This window comes from Nocardia camponoti (assembly GCF_014646135.1).
In the GTDB taxonomy this organism is placed as follows: domain Bacteria; phylum Actinomycetota; class Actinomycetes; order Mycobacteriales; family Mycobacteriaceae; genus Nocardia; species Nocardia camponoti.
In genome coordinates this window covers 394,123-417,525 of the sequence record NZ_BMMW01000004.1, presented here as the reverse complement: position 1 = coordinate 417,525, position 23,403 = coordinate 394,123, and the positions used below count along the sequence as shown (strand labels likewise).

The window sequence follows — 23,403 nt, the reverse complement described above, 5'->3', positions numbered from 1 at the left end:
GCACCGGGATTGGGACTAACGCTACTCACACATTGCGATGCGGACCAGGGCGGCTACTGGGCGCGACCTGCTGTGTGGTGGCCACGCGATTACCGTCGTTACGGGTGGGGCGTCGGGGACGGGGACTGTCGCGCAGGTGGCGGGCAAGCCGGTGCTCACCGACTCGGGGACCAGCGCGCACGCGCGGCCCAAAGCGATCAATTGCGAAAGTTGGCTGTAGTTACGCACTTCGGGGCCTAGGCCCGCGAGGTAGGTACCGTCGGGTTCGGGCCAGCGGGGGAGCGGTAGGTCCGAAAGGGCGGTGATCTCGTCTAGTGACAACTGCGGCTGGCTCGCTGCCGGGTGGCTTGCGGGCAGGACGACCACCTCGTTGGACGCGCCCGCTTTGGTCGCGAGTACCAGCTCCGGGCGAGTGGACGCGGCGCGACGGGTACGGCGTTCCGCTGCCTCGATCGACTCAAGAGCGGCACGCGCTTCGCGCAGCAGAACTGATCCCGCGTTAGTCAAGGCGACCGTGCGTGAATCGCGGTCAAGAAGGACGACACCGAGTCGACGTTCAAGTTTTTGGATCGCCCGGGAGAGCGGGGCGTGAAAAGTCTCGCCACCGCCGCCGCCCAAGGCGCGACCGAAGAGGGCGCGAACGTGCGACTGCTCCCCTCCGACGTCGCGACCAACGCGGACATGGAGTGGGCGCACGTGGTGCTCTTCGGCACCCCGAGCCACTACGGCACGATCGCCGCCGGCCTCAAAACCTTCATTGACGGCACCGGCGAACTCTGGCGGGCGGGTCGACTGGCCGACAAGGTGTACGGGGCGTTCGTGTCGAGCGCGAGTACCCACGGGGGCCAGGAAACGACGCTGACGAACTTCACGACGATCTTCAGTCACTGGGGCGGAATCATCGTGCCGCCCGGCTTCACGTCGCAGGCGTCGGCGGTCGACCAGCTTCGGTTCGGCAGCCCGCACGGCGCGAGTCACGTGGCTGGGCACGGGACGCCGCCCACCGACTTCGCCCTCGATGCCGCGCGCTACCAGGCGAGTCGGGCGGTAAAAGTGGCTGCGCAACTGTCCGCGGCGACAGCAATCGCGTAATGCGAGGTTTGGCGATCCTCCAGCCCGGGAATTGCACGGGCTAGAGGACCACCGATGTGCCCCCAGCAGGAATCGAACCTGCGACCTAGGGATTAGAAGGCCCTTGCTCTATCCAACTGAGCTATGGAGGCAGTGGGTTCCACCTTGGCTCACGCCAGTCGTGGTGTCCAGTGGGAAGTATAACGGGCGTAACGGCTGCCCCATCGGCGCGCGGTTGGCCAGGGAGAACTACCCTCGTTGTCATGTCGTTACCGCTGGACCCTTCTGCTGGACCCGCCGTCGACGGCGGACCAGCGGCGGAAGTGGGCCCGGTGCCGTCGCGAGAGGCGGGCGCGTCGTTCGACCTGCTCTGGGTGATCGCCTACGCGATCGCCGGTGTTATCGCGGCGATGGTTGTCGCGTTGTCGGCCGCGCACGCGTTGCAGTTGCTCGGCATCCCCGACCCCGGCCCGCTCACCACCTACGGCCTGCCCGCGTTGCGTGCGGCTGCGGACCTGTCGGCCGCGGTCGCGGTTGGGTCGCTGTTGTTCGCGGCGTTCTTCATTCCGCCCAATCGCGACGGCCTGCTCAGCGTCGGTGGGTACCGCGCGCTGCGCAGGGCGTCGACGGCCGCGCTCGCGTGGGCCGGGTGCGCCGCACTGTTAGTCCCCTTGACGGTGTCGGACACGACTGGCCAACCCGTCGGCGACCTGTGGCGGCCGGAAAAGCTGTGGCCGGTGTTGGCGCAGGTTGAGGTCGCTGGCGCGTGGCGCACCACCGCGATCCTCGCGCTCCTCCTCGCCATCGCGTGCCGCTGCGCGCTGCGCTGGGGTTGGACGCCAGTCCTACTCGCATTCTCAATAGCCACGATGTTGCCGCTCGCGCTCACCGGACATTCATCGGCGGGCGGCGACCACGACATCGCGACCAACTCGCTCATCCTGCACATGGTGTCGGCGGCGTTCTGGGTCGGCGGACTCGTCGCGGTGCTCGCCTACGCATTGCGCGACGGCCTACACACGGCCTTGGCCGCGCGCCGGTTCTCGTTCGTCGCCACGATTTGCTTCGTCGTCATCGGCATCAGCGGCGTCCTCAACGCCTGGGTGCGCATGCCCGCGGCAGACCTGTTCACCACCACCTACGGCCGCCTCGTGCTCGCCAAGGTCGCGGCGCTGATCTTGCTCGGGGTAATCGGCGCGATGCAGCGTCGGGCGTCGCTGCCCGCACTCGCCGCCGACCCCACCGACCGCCGTGCGCTCATCCGCTTCGCAGGCGTCGAAATGCTGATTTTCGCGGCGACGATCGGGCTCGCGGTCGGTCTCGGTCGCACGCCGCCGCCCCCGCCGACGGCAATCCCGTCCGTGACCGAAGCCGAACTCGGCTACAACCTGGCCGGTCCGCCGACCATCGGCAGGCTGCTCTTCGACTGGCGTTTCGACCTCATTTTCGGCACGCTCGCGATCGTCGCTGCCGTCGTCTACCTGCTCGGCGTCTACCGCCTGCGGAAGCGCGGCGACGCGTGGCCGGTCGGCAGGACGGTCGCGTGGTTCAGCGGCTGTGTTGTGCTGCTGGTCGCCACGTCGTCGGGCGTTGGCAGGTACGCGCCCGCGATGTTCAGCGTGCACATGGGCGCGCATATGGCGTTGTCGATGCTGGCACCGATCCTGCTCGCGCTCGGCGGTGCCGTCACGCTGGCGCTGCGTGCGCTGCCGCCCGCCGGTCGCGACGGTGTTCCCGGCCCGCGCGAATGGATCCTGCTTGCCGTCCATAATCCGGTTTCGCGGTTCCTGACCCAGCCGGTTGTCGCGGCGACATTGTTCGTCGCAGGCTTTTACGCGCTGTATTTGGGCGGAATTTTCGACACCTACGTCGACTCGCACGCCGCGCATCTGATGATGAACGCACACTTCCTGATCAGCGGATACCTGTTCTACTGGGTCGTGATCGGCATCGACCCCAAACCACGCGAAGTCGCACCGCTCACCAAGCTGGCGATGGTCTTCGGCACGCTGCCGTTCCACGCCTTCTTCGGTGTCGCGTTGATGAGCATGGCGACGGTCCTCGGCGGTTGGTATTACCGCACGCTCGGGCTCGGCTGGCACATCGATCTGCTCGATGACCAGCGCAATGGCGGCAGTTTCGCGTGGGCGAGTGGCGAGGTTCCGCTCGTTGTCGTGATGCTCGCACTCCTCATTCAGTGGTCGCGCAGCGACGCGCGCCTTGCCAAGCGCACCGATCGCGCGGCTGACCGCGACCATGACGCCGACCTCACCGCCTACAACGCGATGTATGCCGAACTAGCTCGGCGCGATGGCGAGGTGCGCCGGTGAACCCCGCTGGGGTGCCGGTGAGCGAGTCGACCAGCGAGTCCCGACCGCCGCGCGTGCTGCGGACCGACGTGCGCGCGGCGCGTCGTCGATTGGCTGGTCAGGTGCGCAAAACGCCGGTTTTCCATACGACGGTTGACGGGCCGAACGGACCCGTTCCGGTCTCGTTGAAACTGGAGTTTCTCCAGCATGGCGGCACCTTCAAACTGCGTGGCGCGGTGAACGCGCTGCTCGCCGCGCCCAAGGGCACCGACCATGTTGTTGTCGCGTCCGGTGGCAACGCGGGGATCGCCGTCGCGCTTGCGGCGGCCAGGTTGAACATGGCGTGCACGGTGATCGTCCCTGAGTCCGCGCCGCATACCAAGGTCGCCGCGATGTGGTCGCATGGCGCTGAGGTGCTGTGGCACGGCGACAGTTACGCGGAAGCCCAGCTCAGGGCCAGTGAACTCGCGGTCGAACGCAACGCTGAGCATCTGCACGCCTACGACATGCCCGCTGTCGTCGCGGGTGCGGGCACTATCGCGCTTGAGCTCGAAGAACAGGTGCGAGGACGGCCGCCGGTGCTGGCGTCGGTCGGCGGGGGCGGGCTGATCGCTGGCCTTGGCGCGGCACTTGGCCGACGACGCGAAGTGGTCGGTATCGAAGCTGATCACACGCCGGTACTCTCGGCGGCGCTCGCGGCGGGACGACCCGTTGACGTGGGCGCTGGCGGCGGAAAAGCTGAATTATTGTCCGCGACGGAAATCGGGCAGATCGCCTTTGAGATCGCGACCCGTCAGCAGATTCCCGCACTGTCGGTCACCGATGACGCCGTCGCTGCCGCGCGCGAATACCTGTGGCGCGAGTTTCGTGTTGTCGTTGAGTTGGAGGGCGCGGCGGCATTAGCGGCCGTTCAGAGCGGTGTTTACGTTCCTGACCAGGGCGTTCGTCCCATTGTTGTGCTGTGTGGCGCGAATACCGAACTACCGGTGTTGTGAACGCGACCGCTTGCGGAACCCTTTCTGAATCGCGAGATATCCACAACTGAAGAAGTTATCCACATTCTCGATTTCGCCGTAGCGGCCGTGGGTGACGTGGGGCATTCTCGAAGAGTCAGCGCAGGTCGCGAACCGACTAGGGGGAGCTAGAGAATGTACGAGGCACACGCAACCGTCATCGGCACTATCGTCACCGAGCCCAATCGCAGGCAGCTATCCACCGGCGAGCAAGTGCTGTCGTTTCGCATGGCGAGCAACGCGCGAAGATTCGACGCCAACGCGGGCGCCTGGGTCGACAACGGCTCCCTCTATCTCACGGTTTTCTGCTGGCGAAGGCTGGTCGACGGGGTTGGTCTCTCGCTGCATCGCGGCGACCCGGTACTGGTGTGTGGGCAATTGCGCACCATCGAATATCGCGGCAAAGACGGCGGTGATCGGCGCGATTTGGAGATGCGCGCGGTCGCTGTCGGGCCCGACCTCACCCGATGCACCGCCGAAATCACCCGCAATTCCGATGTCGCGCGCAACGGGCACAGTCCGTCGGCGCACGGTCTGCGGAATATCTCGGGCCGTGCCAGCGCTGATTCGCGAGTCGAGCAGACGGCCGTCGAGGGCGGCGCTGAGGCTGGCGACGGCTCTGCCGTAGCCTTTATTTCCGCCACCGACTCCGTAGCAGCGCGATCGCCGGTCGACGCGTAACCCCGAGTCCGTCGCACCCGGTCCGCTCCGCATTTCACCCCCGTAACCCGCACCGATAGGCTTCCGTATATGGCTGAGTTCATTTACCAGATGAAGAAGGTACGTAAGGCGCACGGCGACAAGGTCGTCCTCGACGACGTGACGCTGAACTTCCTTCCCGGCGCCAAGATCGGTGTCGTCGGCCCGAACGGTGCTGGTAAGTCCAGCGTGCTCAAGATCATGGCTGGCCTCGACAAGGCCAACAACGGCGAGGCGTTCCTCGCCCCGGGCGCCACGGTCGGCATCCTGCAGCAGGAGCCGCCACTGAACGAAGAGAAAACCGTTCGCGGCAACGTGGAAGAGGGCCTCGGCGAGGTCAAGGTGAAGCTCGACCGCTTCAACGAAATCGCCGAACTCATGGCAACCGAGTACTCCGACGAGCTCATGGACGAGATGGGCAAGCTGCAGGAGTACCTCGATCACGCCGACGCGTGGGACGTCGACTCGCAGCTTGAGCAGGCCATGGACGCGCTGCGCTGCCCGCCCGCCGACGAGCCCGTTACCAACCTTTCCGGTGGTGAGCGTCGTCGTGTCGCGCTGTGCAAGCTGCTGCTGAGCAAGCCCGACCTGCTGCTCCTCGACGAACCGACCAACCACCTCGACGCCGAGAGCGTGCTGTGGCTGGAAAAGCACCTCGCCGATTACCCCGGCGCCGTGCTTGCCGTGACTCACGACCGGTACTTCCTCGACAACGTTGCCGAGTGGATTCTCGAACTCGACCGTGGTCGCGCGTACCCGTACGAGGGCAACTACTCCACCTACCTGGAGAAGAAGGCTCAGCGCCTCGAGGTCCAGGGCAAGAAGGACCAGAAGCTGCAGAAGCGCCTCAAGGACGAACTCGCGTGGGTCCGTTCGGGTGCCAAGGCACGTCAGGCCAAGAACAAGGCGCGCCTCGGTCGCTACGAGGAAATGGCTGCTGAGGCCGATAAGCACAGGAAGTTGGATTTCGAGGAAATCCAGATTCCGGCTGGCCCGCGGTTGGGCAGTGTCGTCGTCGAGGTTGGTCACCTGGACAAGGGCTTCGGCGATCGTCAGCTCATCAAGGATCTGTCGTTTACCTTGCCGCGCAACGGCATTGTCGGCGTGATCGGCCCCAACGGTGTTGGTAAGTCCACGCTGTTCAAGACCATCGTTGGCCTTGAGTCGCCCGATAGCGGCGAGGTGAAGGTCGGCGAGACGGTCAAGCTCAGCTACGTCGACCAGAACCGCGCGGGCATTGACCCGGCGAAGAACGTGTGGCAAGTCGTTTCCGAGGGTCTCGACTTCATTCAGGTTGGCAACCAGGAAATGCCGTCGCGCGCGTACGTGAGCGCGTTCGGCTTCAAGGGCCCCGACCAGCAGAAGCCCGCCGGTGTGCTCTCCGGTGGTGAGCGCAACCGCCTCAACCTCGCGCTCACCCTCAAGCAGGGCGGCAACCTGATTCTGCTCGACGAGCCGACTAACGACCTCGACGTCGAAACCCTTGGCTCGCTGGAAAACGCGCTTGAGCAGTTCCCCGGCTGTGCCGTCGTGATCTCGCACGATCGCTGGTTCCTTGACCGGACCTGCACCCACATCCTCGCGTGGGAAGGCGACAACGACAACGACGCCAAGTGGTTCTGGTTCGAAGGCAACTTTGAAGCGTACGAGGCCAACAAGGTTGAGCGTCTTGGTGCCGAAGCGGCCCGTCCGCATCGGGTCACCCATCGCAAGCTGACGCGCGACTAAGCAGCGTCGATTTGCTGGTGAGGGCGGAGTAGCGGATAGCGTTGCTCCGCCCTTGCTGTTTAGCCCGCCATAGTGCGAATTATGCTGTCGCGCGGGCGATGTCGGGAGTTTGCCCAATGTTGGCGAAGTTACCGGCGCGGCAAGCTGATAAAGCTTCTGCGTGTCTGCTTTCCCAGGGCTAGTCTCGAATTTGCGTCACGAGTGTTGCGGAATCGAAGCGAACCAAATCCATTGGGAGTGGGCGAAAGATGACGGTGTCGTCGGAATTGTCGAGCGCAGCTTGGGAAGCGGGTTGGCCGAAGAGTCTTCGCGGTGATCTCGCGACGTTGGAGGAAGCGTACTTCCGTCACGTCGATGCGGGTGACGCCGACTTCCCGATCACGAGCATCACGCAAATCTTCCGTAGGCACCTCGAATTAGCGGCCGTGCGCCCCGAAGGCAAAGCCCGCGTGCGGGTCTACCACCCCGAAGATTCGTCGGAGATGGGTGCGGCGGTGCAGCTCGTCACCGCTGACATGCCGCTGCTCGTCGAGTCGGTTACCGCGGCGCTTGGTCGCATGCAGGTCAGCGTCACCGAGATCATTCACCCCATTTTCGAAACGGTCCGCGACAAGGACGGCACGCTCATCGGCGCCGCCCCGCACGAGGTCGATTCCGCCGGGCATACCGGTCGATCCGAATCGTGGATGCACCTGCAGTTGCACCCGTCGACCAGTCGTGCGCAACTCGACCATATTCAGCGCACGTTGCCCGAGGTCATCGCCGACGTTCGCCAGGTCATCGACGACACCGCCGCGATGGTCCAGGTGCAAAGCCGCCTTGCCGACGAACTCGATCAGGCGGCTCGCGCCGGCGCCGCGCCGTTCTCGTCGGTCGAGCTTGCCGAGTGCGCAAAGTTGTTGCGCTGGTTGGCAAATGGCAATTTCACCCTGCTTGGGTATGCCCGGTACCAGCGCACGGTGGTCGACGGGAAGACGGTGTCGACTCCGCTGCCGGGCGACAGTCTTGGCGTCTTGCGCGCCGACACCGGTACCGATTTTCAGGTGCCGATCAACGGCGGCGACCGTCCGCTGCTGATGCTCACGCAGGGCCTTGTTCGCGCGACCGTGCACCGGTCGGTGTACCCGTACTTCGTCGGCGTCGCCGAATTCGATGCTGCCGGAACGGTTGTGGGCGTTCACCTGTTCATTGGCGTGTTCACCGTCAGCGCGGTGCATGAGAACGTGCTCGACATTCCGGTCATCAATCGTCGCGTGCGCACAGCTATTGAGGCGGCTGGGTTCGACAAGAGTTCGTTCTCCGGGCAGGCAATGCTTGAGGTGATCGAATCCTTCCCGCGCACCGAATTGTTCTCTGCCGATACCGATTCCCTGCGTCGCACCGCCGTGGCCGTGCTCGGGATTGGATTGCGCAGGCAGGTTCGCCTTTTCCTGCGTAGCGACGTCTACGGGCGCTTTGTCGCGGCGATGGTGTACCTCCCACGCGACCGCTACACCACCGCTGTCCGCTTGGAAATGCAGCGCATTCTGGTGCGCGAACTGGGTGGCGTCGACATCGACTACTCGGCGCGGGTGAGCGAAAGTGAGCTCGCCAGTGTGTATTTCACGATCATGCTGCCGCCAAAGGCGAAAGGCGAAGCCGCGCCCGACACGTCTGAGGACAACCGGCTGCGCTTGCAAAGCCTGCTCAATGCCGCCAGCCACACCTTTGACGACCGTATCGCCGAGAATGTGGCAACGTCGACGGTGCTCGACCCGAGCGTCGTGAAGCTGTACGCGGCGGCCTTCCCCGAGAGCTACAAGGAAGATTTCGACTCCACCCGCGCACTGGCCGACATCGCCCGCTTGGAGCAGCTCAACGAGGGCGGCATCGACCAGTCGCTGTACCGCAAACCCGATGCGGCGCCGGGCTCGTGGCGCTTCAGTCTCTACATCGCGGGTAAGGGCGTTTCGCTGAGCCAGGTCCTGCCGGTGCTGCAGAGCCTCGGCGTTGAGGTCATCGACGAGCGGCCGTACCAGCTTCAACTCGACGGCGGCGCGGAGCGGTGGATCTACGATTTCGGCTTGCAGGCCAAGCCGGATTTGCTGCGCGAGGCGCTCGGCGGCGACCTCGACCACGAACTCACTGAACACACCGCGCGCGGCATCGACGTGCACACGCGGTTCACTGACGCCTTCGCCGCAGTCTGGTACCGCCGTGCCGAAGCCGACCGACTCAACGAACTCGTGTTGCGCGCCGATTTGCCGTGGCGGTCCATCTCGATTCTTCGCGCGTACTCGAAGTACTTGCAGCAGGCGGGTTTTCCGTACAGTCAGGCCAATATCGCCCGCGTCTTGCTCGGGCACCCGGAGGTGGCACGCGACTTCGTCGGCCTCTTCGCCGCCCGGTTCGACCCTGATACGGTGTCGGTCGACACCGCTGTCGAGCTGGAGCAGCGGGTGCGCGCGGGCATCGACGAGGTGGTCAGTATGGATGCCGACCGCATTCTGCGCGCGATCCTCGGGCTCATCAAGGCCACCTTGCGCACCAATTACTACGTCGTCGACGCCGAAGGCAAGCTGCGCGATTACCTGTCGTTCAAGGTGCAGCCAAACGAAATCGCTGAATTACCAAAGCCCAGACCACAATTCGAGATTTTCGTCTACTCGCCGCGCGTTGAGGGTGTGCACTTGCGCTTCGGCACCGTCTCGCGCGGCGGATTGCGCTGGTCGGACCGACTCGAAGACTTCCGCACCGAGATCCTTGGTCTGGTGAAGGCGCAGGCCGTGAAGAACGCGGTCATCGTGCCCGTCGGTGCCAAGGGCGGGTTCGTGGTGAAGCGGCCACCGGTCCCCACCGGCGACGCGGCGGCCGACCGGCAGGCGAGTATTGCCGAGGGCATCGACTGCTACCGCACGTTTATCTCGGGCCTGCTCGATGTCACCGACAACGTCGACCTGGCTAGCGGCGCGATCATTCCGCCCGCACGGGTCGTGCGCCGCGACGCCGACGACACCTACCTCGTTGTCGCGGCGGATAAGGGCACAGCTACCTTCTCCGACATCGCCAATGACGTCGCCAAGCGCTACGGGTTCTGGCTCGGCGACGCCTTCGCGTCAGGCGGCTCGGCAGGCTACGACCACAAGGCGATGGGCATCACCGCTCGCGGCGCGTGGGAAGCGGTCAAACGCCACTTCCGCGAGCTTGGCGTCGACACCCAAACCCAAGATTTCACCGTCGTCGGCATTGGCGACATGAGCGGCGACGTCTTCGGCAACGGCATGCTGTGCTCGCCGCACATCCGGCTCGTCGCGGCCTTCGACCACCGGCATATCTTCCTTGACCCCGATCCCGACGCCGCGGTGTCCTTCGCGGAACGGCAGCGCTTGTTCGACCTGCCGCGTTCCTCGTGGGCCGACTACGATCGCAGCCGCATCAGCGCTGGTGGTGGCGTTTTCGAACGCACGGTGAAGTCGGTGCCCATCTCGCCGCAGGTCCGTGCGGTGCTCGGCCTGCCGGACGCGGTCACCACGCTGAGCCCACCTGAACTCGTGCGCGCGATCCTGCTCGCCCCGGTTCAACTGCTGTGGAACGGCGGTATCGGCACCTATGTGAAGGCGAGCACCGAGTCCAACGCCGACGCTGGCGACAAATCCAACGACGCGGTCCGGGTCGACGGCGCGGAAATGCGCGTGCAGGTGGTCGGCGAAGGCGGCAACCTGGGTGCCACCGCCCTTGGCCGCATCGAATTCGCCCGGCGCGGCGGCAAAATCAACACAGACGCGCTCGACAACTCGGCTGGCGTCGACTGCTCCGACCACGAGGTCAACATCAAGGTGTTGCTCGACAACGCGGTCAGCGCGGGTGAACTTGCCGCTGCCGACCGCAACCCCCTGCTTGCCTCGATGACCGATGAAGTCGCGGCAATGGTGTTGCGCGACAACGTCGATCAGAACTGGTTGCTCGGCACCGCGCGCACGGACGCGCCGCGCATGCTCACCGTGCATGGTCGCGTGATCGAGGATCTTGAGCAGCGTCGTGGCGTCGACCGCGCGCTCGAAGCGTTGCCGTCGAAAGCCGAGATTCGTCGACGCGTCGATGCGAAACAGGGCCTCACCTCGCCCGAACTGGCGAATTTGCTCGCGCATGTGAAGTTGGGCCTCAAAGCCGATTTGCTCGACACCGACCTGCCCGACATGGCGTACTTCGCGAACCGCCTGCCGCTGTATTTCCCGACGCCGCTGCGTGATCGGTTCGCCGCGGCGATCAAGCGTCATCGCCTGCGCCGCGAGATTGTCACGACGATGGTCGTGAATGAGGTCGTCGACTACGCGGGCATCACCTATGCCCACCGCCTGAACGAGGAAGTGGGCGCGACCGCGTCCGACTCGGTCCGCGCCTTCGCGGCGGCGACGGAAGTCTTTGAGCTGCATGACATTTGGTCGCGCATTCGCAGTTCCGACGCTCCCGCCGACGTTGCCGATCTGCTCGAACTCGAATCCAAACGCACGCTCGACCGTGCGTCGCGCTGGTTGCTCAGCAATCGGCCGCAACCGATTGCCGTTGGCGCGGAGATCAATCGGTACAAGGCCGAGGTCAAGCGGCTCGCGCCCTATGTGCCCGGCTGGTTGCGCGAGCACCACGTCGCCTCGCTCACCGAAGGTGCCGCCGCGCTGATCGCCCGTGGTGCGCCCGCCGAATTGGCCACCGAGGTGTTCTCGCTGCTCGGGCTGTACCCGCTGCTCGACATCATCGATGTCGCCGAAATCGCCGATCGCGACGGCGTCGAGGTCGGCGCGCTTTACTACGCGCTCAACGAGCACCTCAAGATCGACTGGCTGCTCGAAGCGGTCAGCGACCTCGAACGCGGCGATCGCTGGCACGCGCTCGCGCGGCTTGCCCTGCGCGACGACATGTACGGCTCACTGCGGTCGTTGACGCTAGACGTCCTGTCGGGGGGCGACCCGGAGGAAAGCGCCGACGAGAAGATTGCATACTGGGAGTCCAAGAATCAGTCCCGGCTTGGTCGCGCTCGCGCGGCGTTGTCGGAGTTGTTTGAATCAGGCACCCACGACCTCGCCACCTTGTCTGTCGCAGCGCGGCAGGTCCGAAGCATGGTGAGTGGGGTGGGCGCCCAATCGGAGGTACCCCGGTGACAGCCGCGTCGCGTTTCCACGCGAAAGTCGAAATCCGTTGGTCGGACATGGACGTGTTTCAGCACGTCAACCATGCCCGCATGGTGACTTTGCTTGAGGAGGCGCGCATTCCGTGGCTGTTCGACGAGGGCAAGCCAACGGCGTCGATGGGTCGCCAGGGTTGCGTTCTCGTTGATCTGCACGTGAAGTACCGAGGCCAGTTGCGCCACGAAGACACCCCGCTCGACATCGCGATGTGGGTCAAGCAGTTGCGCGCGGTGGATTTCACGATCGGCTACGAGGTCCGAGCCAATGGCGCGGATCCCGATTCGCCGCCCGCTGTCACCGCGACCACGCAGCTCGCCGCGTTCGACATCGAAACGCAGCGACTGCGCCGACTCACCGACACCGAGCGCGAGTACCTGGCGCAATGGCAGGCGTAAGCGGGTGAGCGTGCAACAACGGATTCTGCATACGCCTGACCCGGCCGAGCGGGAAAACCTCGCCACGTTTCTCACGCACGCGTTGCGGTTGGACGAGGCGGCGGTAGTGCGGCTGCGCAAACGCGGTTCAAGCCTCGTATCTGCTTGGGTAACAACGGGATTCGAAACCCTCGCCGTACGAACGGTCACGGCGGAACTCGGCGTCGACGACGTGACCGTCGGCGCCGACACCGTGCTCACGGGTTTACGCACCGGGCACCCGGTTGACCTTGGCTACTCGCTCGACTCCGCATGGCGTGGCGCGCTGCCGCCCGCCGACGGTTTCGCTCACATCGAGGACGTGCCCGCGCGCGCCCTCGTCGACTTGGCTGAGCGCGGCGCCGAAGTGGCGCGCGAGCACGGAACGAGCCACGGGCCGCCCGCATCGCTGCTTGATCAGCCGGTGGTCACGGTCACGGGCGCGGACGGTCGCGTCGTTGAGGTGCCAATGCGCGTTGTCTTCGCGCTCACCGCAATGGATTTCATTCCGCATGCCGGAGAAAAGGCGCAGGCCAACCGAATTCAGGCAACCGAGGTTGTGCGGGTGCGCGCGACGCGAACGTGGTTGCGTCTCGACGCGCGCTACGGCTCGGTCGCGCGACGCATCGGCGGCTCAATTCCGCTGTCGCCCAGCTAAATTCGCGGGGTCACGGGCTCTCGATCACCATCGTCGCCCACGTTCCCGGCTCAAGCGCTTCGAAAATGTGCGGCTCATCGCCGCGATAGCGGATGTAGTCGCCAGGGTTCATTTCAACCGGTTCGTCGGCGGGCCCAGCTAGCGCCCGGCCCGCCTCCAGCACCACATGCTCAACGACGCCCGGCGTGTGCGGCTCGGACACGCGCGCGTGCCCAGGCTCAGCGACGATCCGATAGATGTCGCATCGTGCCTGCGCCTGACCGGCTGCGAGCAGCGTGACGCGATAGTCCGCGTCCGCCGACGGCACCGCCGACCCTTCGTCGGCGCGAATCACCTGCACGGCCGGGCGAGGCGGTTCGAGCAGTCGTGAGAACGGCATTTCCAGCGCGACACACAACGCCCACAGCGTTTCGAGGCTGGGGTTGCCCGTGCCCGATTCCAGTTGGGACAGCGTCGATTTCGCGATTCCGGCCCGGCTCGCAACTTCGGTCAACGACAGTCCCGCCCGCGCGCGTTCGCGGCGTAGCGATTCCGCGATCACGGCCTGGGGCGGCCCAATTACCGGGTCTTGCCGGTCCATCGTCGCCTCCTGATTGCGTGCGGTCGCGTTGACTTTACCCACCGCGAGCGTTCACTATGGAAAACATGCGTTCGATATGGCGAACGGTTGACCGGCGAACGGCAGCCGCTGTGGCCGCGGCTTGTGGAGCTGTCGGCCTGTTTGGGGTGTCCTATGGCGCGTCGACGGCAGCCGCTGGGTTTCCGGCCTGGTTGCCGATTGTCGCCGCGACAACCGTGCTCGCCGGCGGTTCGGAGCTGCTGTTCTTTGGGATCGTCGCGGCGGGTGGATCGCCGCTCGCCGCCGTCGTCGCGGGTCTCGTGCTCAACGCGCGCCACTTACCGTATGGACTGTCGTCGCCTGACGTGTTCGGCACCGGCTGGCGACGGCTCGTTGGCATTCACGTGATGAACGACGAATCCGTCGCCATCGCGACAACAACGCCCGACCCCGCGCGCAAACGCGCCGCGTACTGGACGTGCGGGCTCGGTATCGCGCTGTCCTGGCCGCTCGGCGCCGCGCTGGGCGCGGGCGTCGGTTCGCTGGTCCCCGATCCCACGGTATTGGGCCTCGACGCGGTGTTCCCGGTGATCTTGCTCGCCCTGATCCTGCCCGCGCTCGGCGATCGCGCGACCCTGCGTCCGGTGTTGATCGGCGCGGCCGTCGCGGTGGTCGTCGCCCCGTTCGTCCCGGCAGGACTGCCGATCCTCATCGCGCTCGCCAGCCTGCTCTTCGCTTTCGGCCCGGGCCGCACCATTCCTCCGGAACCCGCATGAGCACCGTCCTCCCCGCGCTATTCGCACTCGCCGTCGGCACCTACGCCATCCGCTGGGCGGGCCCGGCCCTGCGCTCCCGCCTACGCCTCACCCCGCGCGTCGTGACGCTCATCGACACCGGCGCACTCGTGCTGCTCGCGGCACTGGTCGCGACAACAACGTTGCCGACGGCATCAGGCCACGTCGGCATCGCGCTCCCAGCAGGTGTCGCGGTTGGCGGCGTACTCGCCTGGCGACGAGCACCCCTGCTCCTCGCGGTTTTCGCGGCAGCCGCAACCACCGCGCTACTGCGCTTAGCCGGGCTAAGCTAAGCGACCGGGCTCACCTAGGCGACTTCGCCCTCACCCAAATACTGCAACCACACCGGGTCGAGGTCAGCGGTTGTCGACAGCAATCGCCAATGGGGACCTTTCGGCGATACAAGCTGGTGGCGCAGTGTCCACCCCAGGTCAGCGAGCATTTTGTCGGCCTTGCGATGGTTGCATGGCGCGCAACTCGCAACGCAGTTTTCCCACGAGTGTTCGCCGCCGCGACTGCGGGGAATGACGTGGTCGATGGTTTCGGCTTTGGCTCCGCAATAGCCGCAGCGGTAGTGGTCGCGGTGCATGAGGGCGGCGCGCGTCATTGGCACGCGGGCGCGGTAGGGCACTCGTACGTAGGTGCGAAGTCGGATAACCGACGGAATCGCGACCTCGGCGCCTGCCGAATGCAGGACGGGCCCTTCGGGATCGTCGTGAACCGCGTCGGCTTTGGCGCAAATCAGCAGAACGACTGCGCGACGCGCGGAAAGCGCGGTGAGCGGCTCATAGGTGGCGTTGAGGAGGAGAACTCGGCGTTTGCGCCATGCGGCGGCGTCGCGGTCCCCGGCAAGATGCGTTGGCGCGGGTGCAAGCGGCTCATGATTGGACAGGATGTGCAGCGGAATGGCCCCCGAGCCACGGTTGTGGACGTCGGCGGGCTGGAGTTGTCGATGCGTGCGCTCAGGTGATCGAGCGCCGGGTCGCTGCTTCATCTTGACCTCAATTTCATGATTGGCAGGATCATGTGGTATCTGGGGCCGATACTGCCCCCAGTTGACCATGCTTTCGCACTTATTGCACGGTTAATTTTCAAACTTCGCGGTGAACTGTGGTTGAAGGGCCGCGCGTTCGTGACCGCCACCGACGGCCAATGCGCATCGGGGCACAATGGGGGTCGTGACTTCTGGCGAACAGACAACGACCTCGTTCTATGACGCGGTGGGCGGCGCGGAAACGTTCCGTCGCATCGTTTCGGTGTTTTACCGCGAGGTCGCTGCTGATGAGATCCTTCGGCCAATGTACCCCGAGGCCGATCTCGGCCCTGCTGAGCGTCGGTTGCGGATGTTTCTTGAGCAGTATTGGGGCGGCCCGCGCACGTACTCGGAGGAGCGTGGTCACCCTCGGTTGCGCATGCGCCATCACCCGTTCGTGATCGGGCCCATCGAACGCGACGCGTGGGTGCGCTGCATGACCATCGCGGTCGGTGAGATCGAGCCGTCGATCCTCGATGATGAGCATCGCAAAGCGCTCATGGATTACTTCGTGATGGCGGCCGATTCCCTGCAGAACGCGAACGGCTAATCGTGAACGGCTGAGCGCGATTTGCTGATGTCGCCGCGATGGCGGCAACGTTTCGGATCGATGGCCTGATTTACCCGGAGGTTTCCGGTCGGCGTGGCGACACGCTGTCGGTTTGCTCGAACTGAAAATTCCCGGTGCACGCGCGCATATCGCGGCCCGAATTTGGCAATATTACGAAGGTGACACAGACGCCTCCGTGGTGGCAATCCGCCGTGTTCTATCAGATCTACCCGCGTTCGTTCGCCGATTCTGACGCCGACGGGATCGGCGATTTGGGCGGCGTACGCGACAAAATGGGGTACCTGGAACTGCTTGGTGTCGACGCGTTGTGGCTGTGTCCGGTGATGCGCTCGCCCCAGGCCGACGGTGGTTACGACGTTGCCGATCCGCGCGATATCGACGCGCTTTTCGGTGGTCTCGCCGCAATGGATGCCTTGGTTGCTGAGGCGCATGAGCGCGATATCAAGGTCACGATGGACCTTGTTCCCAACCACACCAGCGTCGAGCACCCGTGGTTTGTCGCCGCGCTCAACGCGGCGCCGGGCAGTCCCGAACGTGCGCGCTACTACTTCCGCGACGGTCGCGGGGCCAATGGTGTTGAGCCACCGAACAATTGGCCGTCCATCTTCGGCGGGCCAGCGTGGACACGTGTCACCGAAGCCGACGGCACGCCGGGCCAGTGGTATCTACACATCTTCGCGCCAGAGCAACCGGATTTGAATTGGACCAATCCCGAGGTCGGCGCCGATTTCGAGAAGACGCTGCGGTTTTGGCTCGACCGCGGCATCGACGGCTTCCGCATCGACGTCGCGCACGGGATGGCCAAACCCGACGGCCTGCCCGACATGGCCAGCGTCGAAACGAAAATGCTCGTCCACGACGACGATGACCCACGCTTCAACAACCCTGGCGTCCACGAGATTCACCGCAAACTGCGCCGCGTTTTCGACGACTACCCGCACGCGGTGTCGATCGGGGAGGTTTGGGTCGACGACAACGCGCGCTTCGGCGAATACGTGCGCCCCGACGAACTACATCTCGCGTTCAATTTCCGACTCGCGGAAACGCCGTTCGAAGCCGAAGCGGTGCGTTCGGCGATCGACAACTCCCTGGACGCCGTCGCGAACGTCGGAGCCCCGCCTACCTGGACGCTGTCGAATCACGACATCGAACGCGAGGTCACGCGCTACGGCGGCGGCAAGGTCGGGGTGGCGCGAGCGCGGGCGATGATGATGGTCGAACTCGCGCTGCCGGGCGCGGTCTTCATCTACAACGGCGCCGAACTTGGGCTACCGAACGTCGACGATCTGCCCGAATCGGCGTTGCGCGACCCGGTGTGGGAGCGGTCAGGCCACACCGAACGTGGCCGCGACGGGTGCCGCGTTCCGCTGCCGTGGGAGGGCAAAACGCCGCCGTTTGGGTTCACGACGGGCGAGCCGTGGTTGCCGATCCCCGCCGAATGGGCCGACCGCACGGTCGAAGCGCAACTGGAAACACTGCACTCGACGCTGTCGCTGTATCGGCTCGCGATCGACCTGCGCGCGCGTCGGCATGAGTTCTCCGGAGACCACATCGAGTGGTACGGCAGTCCCACTGGCGCGCTGGCGTTTCGACGGCCCGGGGGCCTGATTTGCGTGCTGAACACCGCTGACGAGCCGATTCACCTGCCGCCGGGCAACCTCCTGCTAGCCAGCGCACCCCTGGTTGACGACCGCCTTCCCGCCGACGCGGCGGCCTGGTTGGTCTGACACACGCGCCCGGAGGATGAACTACTACAGAGCATCGTCTACCGTTGGGCTGTGAGCATTCTCGAGACAGTGCTGATCTTCGTCGGCATCCCGGCAGCGATCTATTTCGCGATCGCGGGCTTGTCCTATCTCGGTAAGCCACTCACCGGTGAAAAGCCGGCCCACTTCGCGCTTGGGCAGAAGTGGACCCACTCGCCGGTGCTGTGGAGCGCTACCGATGAAGTGACCGCTGCGCCCGGTCACCACACCGCCGAGTCGCATGGGCATCATGCGGCTCTCGAACCCGCTGCTGCGGAACTGATCGGAGGCCGGGCAAGTGGCAAGTTCTAATTGGCCCGCCGTGGTTGAGGCCGACCTGCCCCACGGTTTCGCACTCACGTCGAGTGGCCGCGTTTCCGGCGTGCACGAGCCCGGAACCGTGTTCGACGAGGTGCCCTTCACCGATCGTGAGCGCATCGCCCTCGACAACGCGCTCACCGACGCGACCCGCGCCACCAAGGTGCGCTTCAACATCTACCTCGGCGATCTCGGCAGCGACCCGGCCAAGGGTGCCGACGACGTGCTCGCCAAGACCCCCGACGCCGCCGACTCGGTGCTCATCGCCGTTTCGCCGAACCAGGGTGTCATCGAGGTGCGTTCGGGCAAAGACATCGCCGATCGCGCCAACGACCGCATCTGCCAGCTCGGCGTCACCGCCGCGCTCGCGTCGTTCCGTCAGGGCAACCTGATCGACGGCCTGATTTCGGCAGTGCGCGTGATGGCCGCATCGATCGGCCGCTAGTTTTTCGCATGCCAAACGGCCCGGCTACCAGGTAGCCGGGCCGTTTTGCTGTCAGGTCAAGCTTTCGCGTTGACGCGCTGGAGGAAGTCGCGGATCAGTGTCGCGATTTCGTCGCCGTGGGTTTCTAAGGCGAAGTGACCTGCGTCGAGCAGGTGCAGTTCGGCGTCGGGCAGGTCACGCAGGTAGGCGCGCGCGCCGTCGGCGGCGAAAATCTCGTCGTGCTCGCCCCAGGTGATCAGCGTCGGCGGCTGGTACTCGGCGAAGTACTTCTGGAACGTCGGGTAGCCGTCGAGGTTGTTTTTGTAGTCGAAGAACAGTTGCAGCTGAATTTCGTTGTTGCCGGGGCGATCCAAGTACGCCTGGTCGAGTGTCCAGCGGTCTGGGCTCACGAGCGCGATTCGGTCGGCGGGGACACCGTGGGTGTACTGCCATTTCGTCGCGTCGAGTTCGAGCAGTTTGCGCACCTCGGGTTCGTGGGCCACCCGGTCGGTCGCGTGGGCGAACAGCGGCTCCCAGAACGGGGTGAACCCGTCGAGGTAGGCGTTGCCGCTTTGGGTGATCAGCGCGGTGACGCGCTCAGGGAACCGCGACGCGATGCGCAACCCGATCGGCGCGCCGTAGTCCTGGATGTAGAGGGCGAAGGTGTCGACGCCGAGCGTGTCGAGCAACTCGACCGTCAGGTCGGTGAGCGCGTCAAAGGTGTAGTCGAACTCGTCGACCGACGGCATCGCCGACTGACCGAAGCCGAGATGGTCGGGGGCGATCACGTGGTAGTCGGCGGCCAGTTCGGGGATCAGCTTGGCGAACATCGCAGAGCTCGTTGGGAACCCGTGTAGCAGAACAACAGTCGGGTTCGCTGGGTCGCCCGCTTCGCGGTAGAACAACGAATGGCCTTGGATCTCAACGTAATTGTGCGTTGTCATTGGTCTCTTCCTTGGATTAGGCGGTTGCCGACACGCGGGTGCGGGCCGGGGTGATCAGTGCGGCGGCGACGACGGTGAACGCGACGCCGAGCAGGAAATAGCCGCGGTAGCTGTCGGTTGTCGCGTGGATGAGCGTCGCGATGCCGAGGCCGGCCGCGGCCGCAAGTTGGTGAATGATCCACGCGGGAGCCAAGGTTCGGCCCATGCGTGCGGGGTCGAGTCCGCGCGACAGGATCGCCATCGTCAGCGGAATCACCGGGAAGGAGGCGATGCCGAACAGCGCGGCGACGAGGACGAGCACGTCAGGTCCGGGCACGAAAACCGCGAGCACTAGCGCGACGAAGCGGATCGCGTACAGCACGCGCAACAGTGGTTCGGGTGGGTAGGTCTTCAACAGGCAAACCAACACCGCTGAGGTGATGCCCGCGCTCAACGCGGCGAGGGCGACGAGTCGACCAGCACCGGTCACCGTCCAGCCGGTTTCGATGGCGTGCTTGGGCAACATCAGCACGAACACGTACAGCGTTGCCGCGTGTAAACCGAAGGAAACCAACAACTTCCATCGATCGGCCAGTGACTCGCCGGCACCCGGGGTTCGCGTGCCCGCGCGTTTGTCGGCGGGCAAGATCACGGCCAAGACGGCGGTGGCAGCGAGACCGATCGCGCCGAGCAGGGCGAACGTCGCACGCACGCCGATGGGTTCGAACAGCGCGGTCGCGGCCCACGGCGTGATCAGTTGACCGAGGTTGATGCCGATCGCCGCGCGTGCCATCGCCGGCCCGACCTGCGGCCCCATCGCCCTGCCGAGCAACGTGGTGACCGTCAGCGTCGACGAAGACGCGAAGCCGAGCCCACCAAGCACCATGTACGCGGCGACGAACTGCCACGTTTGCGTAACCTGCGACAACACAACGTAGCTGGCGGAAATCAGCGTAAGTCCGCCGAGGAGAACAGCTTTCGCACCGACCAGGTCGAGTAGTCGGCCGATGCTGTGCTGGGCGAGGCCGGTCACCGTGGTGCCGAGCGCGGCCGCGATAGCCAGTGCCGTTGCCGAGACGCCGTAGCTCGCCGCTGTCGGCGCGAAAAACACGCCCATCGTGAAGTTGAGCCCGAACGACACGGTCATCGCCGCTAGCCCTGCCCATGCGAGATGCTCGCGTTTCATGCGGTCACTTCCCCTTTCAACCGGGCGATTTCACCCTCAAGTTCGGAAATTCGATCCCGCATGCTGCTCATGGCCTCGGCGACGGCAGCGCGCGGATATAGCGGTGGAATGTGTTGGCGGCAGTTCCAGTCGAACGCTTCGACGTCGATCAGCACCGCGCGCTCGGACTGGGCGCGGTAGCCGTCGACTTCCAGCGCCCTGACCAGGTCGGGGTCGTCCTCGATCACCCGGGCGCGGCCGAAGATCTTCATGCGCGACTGGGTGGCGTAGTCCATCAGAAACAGTGCGACGCGCGAGTCGTGCTCAAGGTTGCCTCGACTGATGTATTGCTTGTTGCCGCGAAAATCCGCGAAACCGAGCGTGTGCTCGTCGATGACGCGCAGAAATCCAGGCGCGCCGCCGCGGTGCTGGATGTAAGGCCAGCCGGTTTCCGAGACGGTCGCGAGGTAGAAGCTGTCGCGTTCGGTGATGAACGCGGCTTCGTCGGGGCCGATCGAGTCGGCGACATCGGGAACCTGCGCCATGCGGTCGTAGCTGCGCTCGCTCCCGTGCGCGCGTTGGTGTTCGCGGACGAGTGGGGTGAAGGCAACGTGTGCGTAATGCCCGGTCACGACGACTCCTTGGATTGCTCTAACCGTCTAATGCTTGTTTAAAGGTTAGAAGGGCGTCGATCATTCCCGATCTTGGGAAAAAAACTTTGGCGAGTTTGGTGTTGGCAGGTTGGTAACCGCGTTGGGCTGGTCGGTAATCTGGCCGCTGGTTGTGGTCCGAGCGAACCGGGGGAGTGGCGATGCGAAGTGGTGCGGCGCTGATCGTTGGATGTCTTGTCGCGGCTGCGGTTTCGGGGTGTGGGAGCGACCTGCCCGCGCAGGAAGCGCAGCTTGCCGCCGGTGCGCCACGCGACTTCTACAGTCCCGCAAGCGAATCCATTCCCGGTGCCCATGGGACGGTGATCGCGACGCAGCCCGTCACGGGCGAGCGTGCGATCCCCGGTGCGCGCACCTTCCTCACGCTGTACCGGTCTGTTGATGCGAAGGGCGCGGCGGTCGCGGCGTCGGGGACGCTCGCGGTGCCGGAAGGGCGAGCGCCCGTTGGGGGTTGGCCGCTTATCGTCTTCGCGCCCGGCACAAGCGGGGTTGCCGACGAGTGCGCGGCGTCGCGGTCCAATGGGGCGTCGCCCAGTCGCGATGACCAGGCACGCTGGATCGCCAAGGGCTACGCGGTCGCGCGCACCGACTACCAGGGCCTCGGCACGCCCGGACCGCACGGGTACTTGATCGGCGGCACGGAAGCGCGAGCGATGGCCGACTTGGCTGTCGCAGCAAGTGCGGTCGACCCGTCCGTCGGCAAACGCTGGGTCGCGATGGGGCACTCCCAGGGCGGGCACGCCGCGATGTTCGCCGCCCAAAGTGGCGAAGAATGGGCGGCGGGCACCCAGTTGCTTGGTGCGGTGGCGCTCGCGCCGGTTTCGCATTTGGGCGAGCAGGTGCGCTTGGCGAAGCTCACGGTCAACAACCCGATTGGCAAGGTGGGAACGGGCAACATCGCGCTTTTCGTTCCACTGTTGGTCCGTGGCGCGCAGACCGTCGCCGACGTCGACCCGTCGAAGTTCCTCACCGACAAGGCTGTTGCGCTGCTATCGCGCGCCGACACGGGATGCGTTGGCGCACTGAAGGATTCGTGGGGAGGGAAGTCGGTCCGTGATGTGTTCACCCCCGGCGGCGACCTGTCCGCGTTCCTGCGTGTCCTCGACGACAACGACCCGAGCGGCGTGCGCCTAACGGTCCCGACCCTGATCTTGCAGGGCCGCGACGACATGACAGTGTCGCTGAAGTCGACGGACGCGATGGTCGCCGAACTACAGGTGCGCGGCCAGAAAGTGGACTACCGCAAGTTCGACGGGGTAGACCACAGCGAGGTTCTATCCGCGACTTTCGCCGACGCATTGTCATGGACGGACACCCGTTTCGGGATTGCACGGTAGGACCAACCACCTGCGGCCCTTGTCGAATCTTTCGGGCGGATCGCGCCAACCCGGGGCGTTGCGCGCACGCGTCGCCAGTCGCGAGTTTGTATGGACCGCCCTCGGTGGAAAAGGTGTTAGGCGGCGGTTAGCACGCGCGGTCTAGTCGCGCGTTCACGTGGGCTGGCCACTGCGGGAAAGGCACTAGGTAGCGGGCTGCGCTGTCGCAAGTAGGCCGCGTACCAGGTCTACCAAGGCGGTGACGGGAAGGTTCGGGTCGACCGCGCGCTGCACGCCCAATCCTATGCCGATCGAAAGCAGTTGCAGCGCAGCATCTTCCGCCGGGACCGGCAGGGTGAAGCCGATCTCGTCGGCCTGCACCTGAATCAGGGCGCTCAGCATCGCCGTCATTGTCGTTCGACGTTCCGCGAGCTGCGTTCGCACCTCCGGCATGTGCCGCGTGCTCGTCGCGAATTCGACTTCCAACGCAGTCCAACCGACGTCGCCGATGTTGTCGTCGGCCCAGCGCGCGAACGCGTCGACCCGGTCGGCCATCGCCGTCCCGTTCAGCAGCGCCTTAGCAAGCGACTCCGCCCGCTCGACATGCACCACGTCCAGCACCGCCAGCCCAAGCTCGTGCTTTGTCGCGAAGTTGGAGTACACCGCGCCCTTGGAAAACCCCGCCTCGGTGGCGACCTTCTCCAATGACGTCACGTTGTACCCGTCGGCCAGAAAGAGTCGCTTGGCAGTTTCCACCAAGCGTTCACGCGTCTGCGCGTGCGATTCCTTCCGCGTCATTCGGGCCATGGCCGAAGTCTAACAAGGGCTACCGCT

22 protein-coding genes and 1 tRNA gene are annotated in these 23,403 nt (G+C 65.2%); 15 read left to right on the top strand and 8 right to left on the bottom strand.

From position 1 onward, the window contains the following. Nucleotides 1–21: 21 nt before the first annotated feature. Nucleotides 22–696, bottom strand: coding sequence for a LysR family transcriptional regulator (locus tag IEX78_RS20500; protein ID WP_268240919.1), 675 nt, complete (start codon nucleotides 694–696; stop codon nucleotides 22–24). Between IEX78_RS20500 and IEX78_RS20495 the strand changes: the two genes are divergently transcribed. After that, nucleotides 589–1,092, top strand: coding sequence for an NAD(P)H-dependent oxidoreductase (locus IEX78_RS20495; protein ID WP_229684142.1), 504 nt, complete (start codon nucleotides 589–591; stop codon nucleotides 1,090–1,092). The two genes, IEX78_RS20500 and IEX78_RS20495, sit on opposite strands and share 108 nt — an antisense overlap. A gap of 57 nt (nucleotides 1,093–1,149) precedes the next feature. Here IEX78_RS20495 and IEX78_RS20490 read toward each other — a convergent pair. Next, nucleotides 1,150–1,223, bottom strand: a tRNA-Arg gene (locus IEX78_RS20490). A gap of 111 nt (nucleotides 1,224–1,334) precedes the next feature. Between IEX78_RS20490 and IEX78_RS20485 the strand changes: the two genes are divergently transcribed. The 7 genes from IEX78_RS20485 to IEX78_RS20455 all read left to right on the top strand — a co-directional run bounded on the left by IEX78_RS20485 (nucleotide 1,335) and on the right by IEX78_RS20455 (nucleotide 13,053). Continuing rightward, nucleotides 1,335–3,401 carry a bifunctional copper resistance protein CopD/cytochrome c oxidase assembly protein gene (locus IEX78_RS20485; RefSeq protein ID WP_188830633.1) on the top strand — a complete coding sequence of 689 codons (2,067 nt, stop codon included), beginning with the start codon at nucleotides 1,335–1,337 and terminating at the stop codon, nucleotides 3,399–3,401. After that, a complete protein-coding gene (locus IEX78_RS20480; RefSeq protein WP_229684140.1) occupies nucleotides 3,398–4,375 on the top strand; it encodes a serine/threonine dehydratase in 978 nt (325 codons plus the stop codon). The genes IEX78_RS20485 and IEX78_RS20480 overlap by 4 nt, the downstream gene beginning before the upstream one ends. Nucleotides 4,376–4,528: 153 nt before the next feature. Beyond that, on the top strand, nucleotides 4,529–5,074 hold the full coding sequence (locus IEX78_RS20475) for a single-stranded DNA-binding protein (protein ID WP_188830632.1): 546 nt from the start codon (nucleotides 4,529–4,531) through the stop codon (nucleotides 5,072–5,074). A 69-nt stretch (nucleotides 5,075–5,143) separates the two neighbouring features. Beyond that, complete coding sequence (ettA, locus tag IEX78_RS20470; protein WP_188830631.1) at nucleotides 5,144–6,820, top strand: energy-dependent translational throttle protein EttA; 1,677 nt, start codon at nucleotides 5,144–5,146, stop codon at nucleotides 6,818–6,820. A 248-nt stretch (nucleotides 6,821–7,068) separates the two neighbouring features. After that, nucleotides 7,069–11,955: an NAD-glutamate dehydrogenase gene (locus IEX78_RS20465; protein WP_188830630.1), complete on the top strand. Its 4,887-nt coding sequence runs from the start codon at nucleotides 7,069–7,071 to the stop codon at nucleotides 11,953–11,955. Continuing rightward, a complete protein-coding gene (locus tag IEX78_RS20460) occupies nucleotides 11,952–12,377 on the top strand; it encodes an acyl-CoA thioesterase (RefSeq protein ID WP_373291633.1) in 426 nt (141 codons plus the stop codon). The genes IEX78_RS20465 and IEX78_RS20460 overlap by 4 nt, the downstream gene beginning before the upstream one ends. Nucleotides 12,378–12,387: 10 nt before the next feature. Further along, nucleotides 12,388–13,053, top strand: coding sequence for a DUF8185 domain-containing protein (locus tag IEX78_RS20455; protein ID WP_188830771.1), 666 nt, complete (start codon nucleotides 12,388–12,390; stop codon nucleotides 13,051–13,053). Between the two features lie 10 nt (nucleotides 13,054–13,063). Here the strand turns inward: IEX78_RS20455 and IEX78_RS20450 are convergent, their stop codons facing one another. Then, nucleotides 13,064–13,633 carry a helix-turn-helix domain-containing protein gene (locus tag IEX78_RS20450; RefSeq protein WP_188830770.1) on the bottom strand — a complete coding sequence of 190 codons (570 nt, stop codon included), beginning with the start codon at nucleotides 13,631–13,633 and terminating at the stop codon, nucleotides 13,064–13,066. A gap of 65 nt (nucleotides 13,634–13,698) precedes the next feature. Between IEX78_RS20450 and IEX78_RS20445 the strand changes: the two genes are divergently transcribed. Together IEX78_RS20445 and IEX78_RS20440 are read left to right on the top strand one after the other, a co-directional pair. Next, nucleotides 13,699–14,388, top strand: a complete 690-nt coding sequence (locus IEX78_RS20445; RefSeq protein ID WP_188830629.1) for an AzlC family ABC transporter permease — start codon at nucleotides 13,699–13,701, stop codon at nucleotides 14,386–14,388. Continuing rightward, a complete protein-coding gene (locus tag IEX78_RS20440) occupies nucleotides 14,385–14,699 on the top strand; it encodes an AzlD domain-containing protein (RefSeq protein WP_188830628.1) in 315 nt (104 codons plus the stop codon). Before IEX78_RS20445 ends, IEX78_RS20440 begins: the two co-directional genes overlap by 4 nt. 14 nt (nucleotides 14,700–14,713) lie before the next feature. Here IEX78_RS20440 and IEX78_RS20435 read toward each other — a convergent pair whose 3' ends face one another. Next, nucleotides 14,714–15,400, bottom strand: coding sequence for an HNH endonuclease (locus IEX78_RS20435; RefSeq protein ID WP_188830627.1), 687 nt, complete (start codon nucleotides 15,398–15,400; stop codon nucleotides 14,714–14,716). Between the two features lie 175 nt (nucleotides 15,401–15,575). Between IEX78_RS20435 and IEX78_RS20430 the strand changes: the two genes are divergently transcribed. The 4 genes from IEX78_RS20430 to IEX78_RS20415 all read left to right on the top strand — a co-directional run bounded on the left by IEX78_RS20430 (nucleotide 15,576) and on the right by IEX78_RS20415 (nucleotide 18,518). Continuing rightward, complete coding sequence (locus IEX78_RS20430) at nucleotides 15,576–15,989, top strand: globin (protein WP_188830626.1); 414 nt, start codon at nucleotides 15,576–15,578, stop codon at nucleotides 15,987–15,989. 179 nt (nucleotides 15,990–16,168) lie between these two features. Beyond that, nucleotides 16,169–17,737: a glycoside hydrolase family 13 protein gene (locus IEX78_RS20425; RefSeq protein WP_229684138.1), complete on the top strand. Its 1,569-nt coding sequence runs from the start codon at nucleotides 16,169–16,171 to the stop codon at nucleotides 17,735–17,737. A 51-nt stretch (nucleotides 17,738–17,788) separates the two neighbouring features. After that, nucleotides 17,789–18,067, top strand: coding sequence for an aa3-type cytochrome oxidase subunit CtaJ (ctaJ, locus tag IEX78_RS20420; protein ID WP_188830625.1), 279 nt, complete (start codon nucleotides 17,789–17,791; stop codon nucleotides 18,065–18,067). Continuing rightward, nucleotides 18,054–18,518 (top strand): DUF5130 domain-containing protein, encoded by a 465-nt coding sequence (locus IEX78_RS20415; RefSeq protein ID WP_229684137.1) that lies wholly within the window; start codon nucleotides 18,054–18,056, stop codon nucleotides 18,516–18,518. The genes ctaJ and IEX78_RS20415 overlap by 14 nt, the downstream gene beginning before the upstream one ends. Nucleotides 18,519–18,574: 56 nt before the next feature. Here the strand turns inward: IEX78_RS20415 and IEX78_RS20410 are convergent, their stop codons facing one another. From IEX78_RS20410 to IEX78_RS20400, 3 genes are read right to left on the bottom strand one after another with little or no spacing between them, the layout of a single operon-like run. Continuing rightward, nucleotides 18,575–19,441 carry an alpha/beta fold hydrolase gene (locus IEX78_RS20410; RefSeq protein ID WP_188830624.1) on the bottom strand — a complete coding sequence of 289 codons (867 nt, stop codon included), beginning with the start codon at nucleotides 19,439–19,441 and terminating at the stop codon, nucleotides 18,575–18,577. Nucleotides 19,442–19,457: 16 nt separating this feature from the next. Continuing rightward, entirely contained in the window at nucleotides 19,458–20,606 is a 1,149-nt protein-coding gene (locus tag IEX78_RS20405) for an MFS transporter (protein WP_188830623.1), read from the bottom strand. Next, nucleotides 20,603–21,217: a pyridoxamine 5'-phosphate oxidase family protein gene (locus tag IEX78_RS20400; RefSeq protein ID WP_188830622.1), complete on the bottom strand. Its 615-nt coding sequence runs from the start codon at nucleotides 21,215–21,217 to the stop codon at nucleotides 20,603–20,605. The genes IEX78_RS20405 and IEX78_RS20400 overlap by 4 nt, the downstream gene beginning before the upstream one ends. Nucleotides 21,218–21,396: 179 nt before the next feature. On the opposite strand from IEX78_RS20400, the gene IEX78_RS20395 reads away from it, so the two are divergent. Continuing rightward, nucleotides 21,397–22,590, top strand: coding sequence for an alpha/beta hydrolase family protein (locus tag IEX78_RS20395; RefSeq protein WP_188830621.1), 1,194 nt, complete (start codon nucleotides 21,397–21,399; stop codon nucleotides 22,588–22,590). A 183-nt stretch (nucleotides 22,591–22,773) separates the two neighbouring features. Here the strand turns inward: IEX78_RS20395 and IEX78_RS20390 are convergent, their stop codons facing one another. Continuing rightward, nucleotides 22,774–23,376: a TetR/AcrR family transcriptional regulator gene (locus tag IEX78_RS20390; RefSeq protein WP_188830620.1), complete on the bottom strand. Its 603-nt coding sequence runs from the start codon at nucleotides 23,374–23,376 to the stop codon at nucleotides 22,774–22,776. Nucleotides 23,377–23,403: the final 27 nt, after the last annotated feature.

What these genes read in the sequence shown, in the direction of transcription:
- IEX78_RS20485 (WP_188830633.1), top strand. Translation starts at nt 1,335, where the DNA reads ATGTCGTTACCGCTGGACCCTTCTGCTGGACCCGCCGTCGACGGCGGA.
- IEX78_RS20475 (WP_188830632.1), top strand. Translation starts at nt 4,529, where the DNA reads ATGTACGAGGCACACGCAACCGTCATCGGCACTATCGTCACCGAGCCC.
- ettA (WP_188830631.1), top strand. Translation starts at nt 5,144, where the DNA reads ATGGCTGAGTTCATTTACCAGATGAAGAAGGTACGTAAGGCGCACGGC.
- IEX78_RS20465 (WP_188830630.1), top strand. Translation starts at nt 7,069, where the DNA reads ATGACGGTGTCGTCGGAATTGTCGAGCGCAGCTTGGGAAGCGGGTTGG.
- IEX78_RS20450 (WP_188830770.1), bottom strand. Translation starts at nt 13,633, where the DNA reads ATGGACCGGCAAGACCCGGTAATTGGGCCGCCCCAGGCCGTGATCGCG.
- IEX78_RS20445 (WP_188830629.1), top strand. Translation starts at nt 13,699, where the DNA reads ATGCGTTCGATATGGCGAACGGTTGACCGGCGAACGGCAGCCGCTGTG.
- IEX78_RS20440 (WP_188830628.1), top strand. Translation starts at nt 14,385, where the DNA reads ATGAGCACCGTCCTCCCCGCGCTATTCGCACTCGCCGTCGGCACCTAC.
- IEX78_RS20435 (WP_188830627.1), bottom strand. Translation starts at nt 15,400, where the DNA reads ATGAAGCAGCGACCCGGCGCTCGATCACCTGAGCGCACGCATCGACAA.
- IEX78_RS20430 (WP_188830626.1), top strand. Translation starts at nt 15,576, where the DNA reads ATGGGGGTCGTGACTTCTGGCGAACAGACAACGACCTCGTTCTATGAC.
- IEX78_RS20410 (WP_188830624.1), bottom strand. Translation starts at nt 19,441, where the DNA reads ATGACAACGCACAATTACGTTGAGATCCAAGGCCATTCGTTGTTCTAC.
- IEX78_RS20405 (WP_188830623.1), bottom strand. Translation starts at nt 20,606, where the DNA reads ATGAAACGCGAGCATCTCGCATGGGCAGGGCTAGCGGCGATGACCGTG.
- IEX78_RS20395 (WP_188830621.1), top strand. Translation starts at nt 21,397, where the DNA reads ATGCGAAGTGGTGCGGCGCTGATCGTTGGATGTCTTGTCGCGGCTGCG.
- IEX78_RS20390 (WP_188830620.1), bottom strand. Translation starts at nt 23,376, where the DNA reads ATGGCCCGAATGACGCGGAAGGAATCGCACGCGCAGACGCGTGAACGC.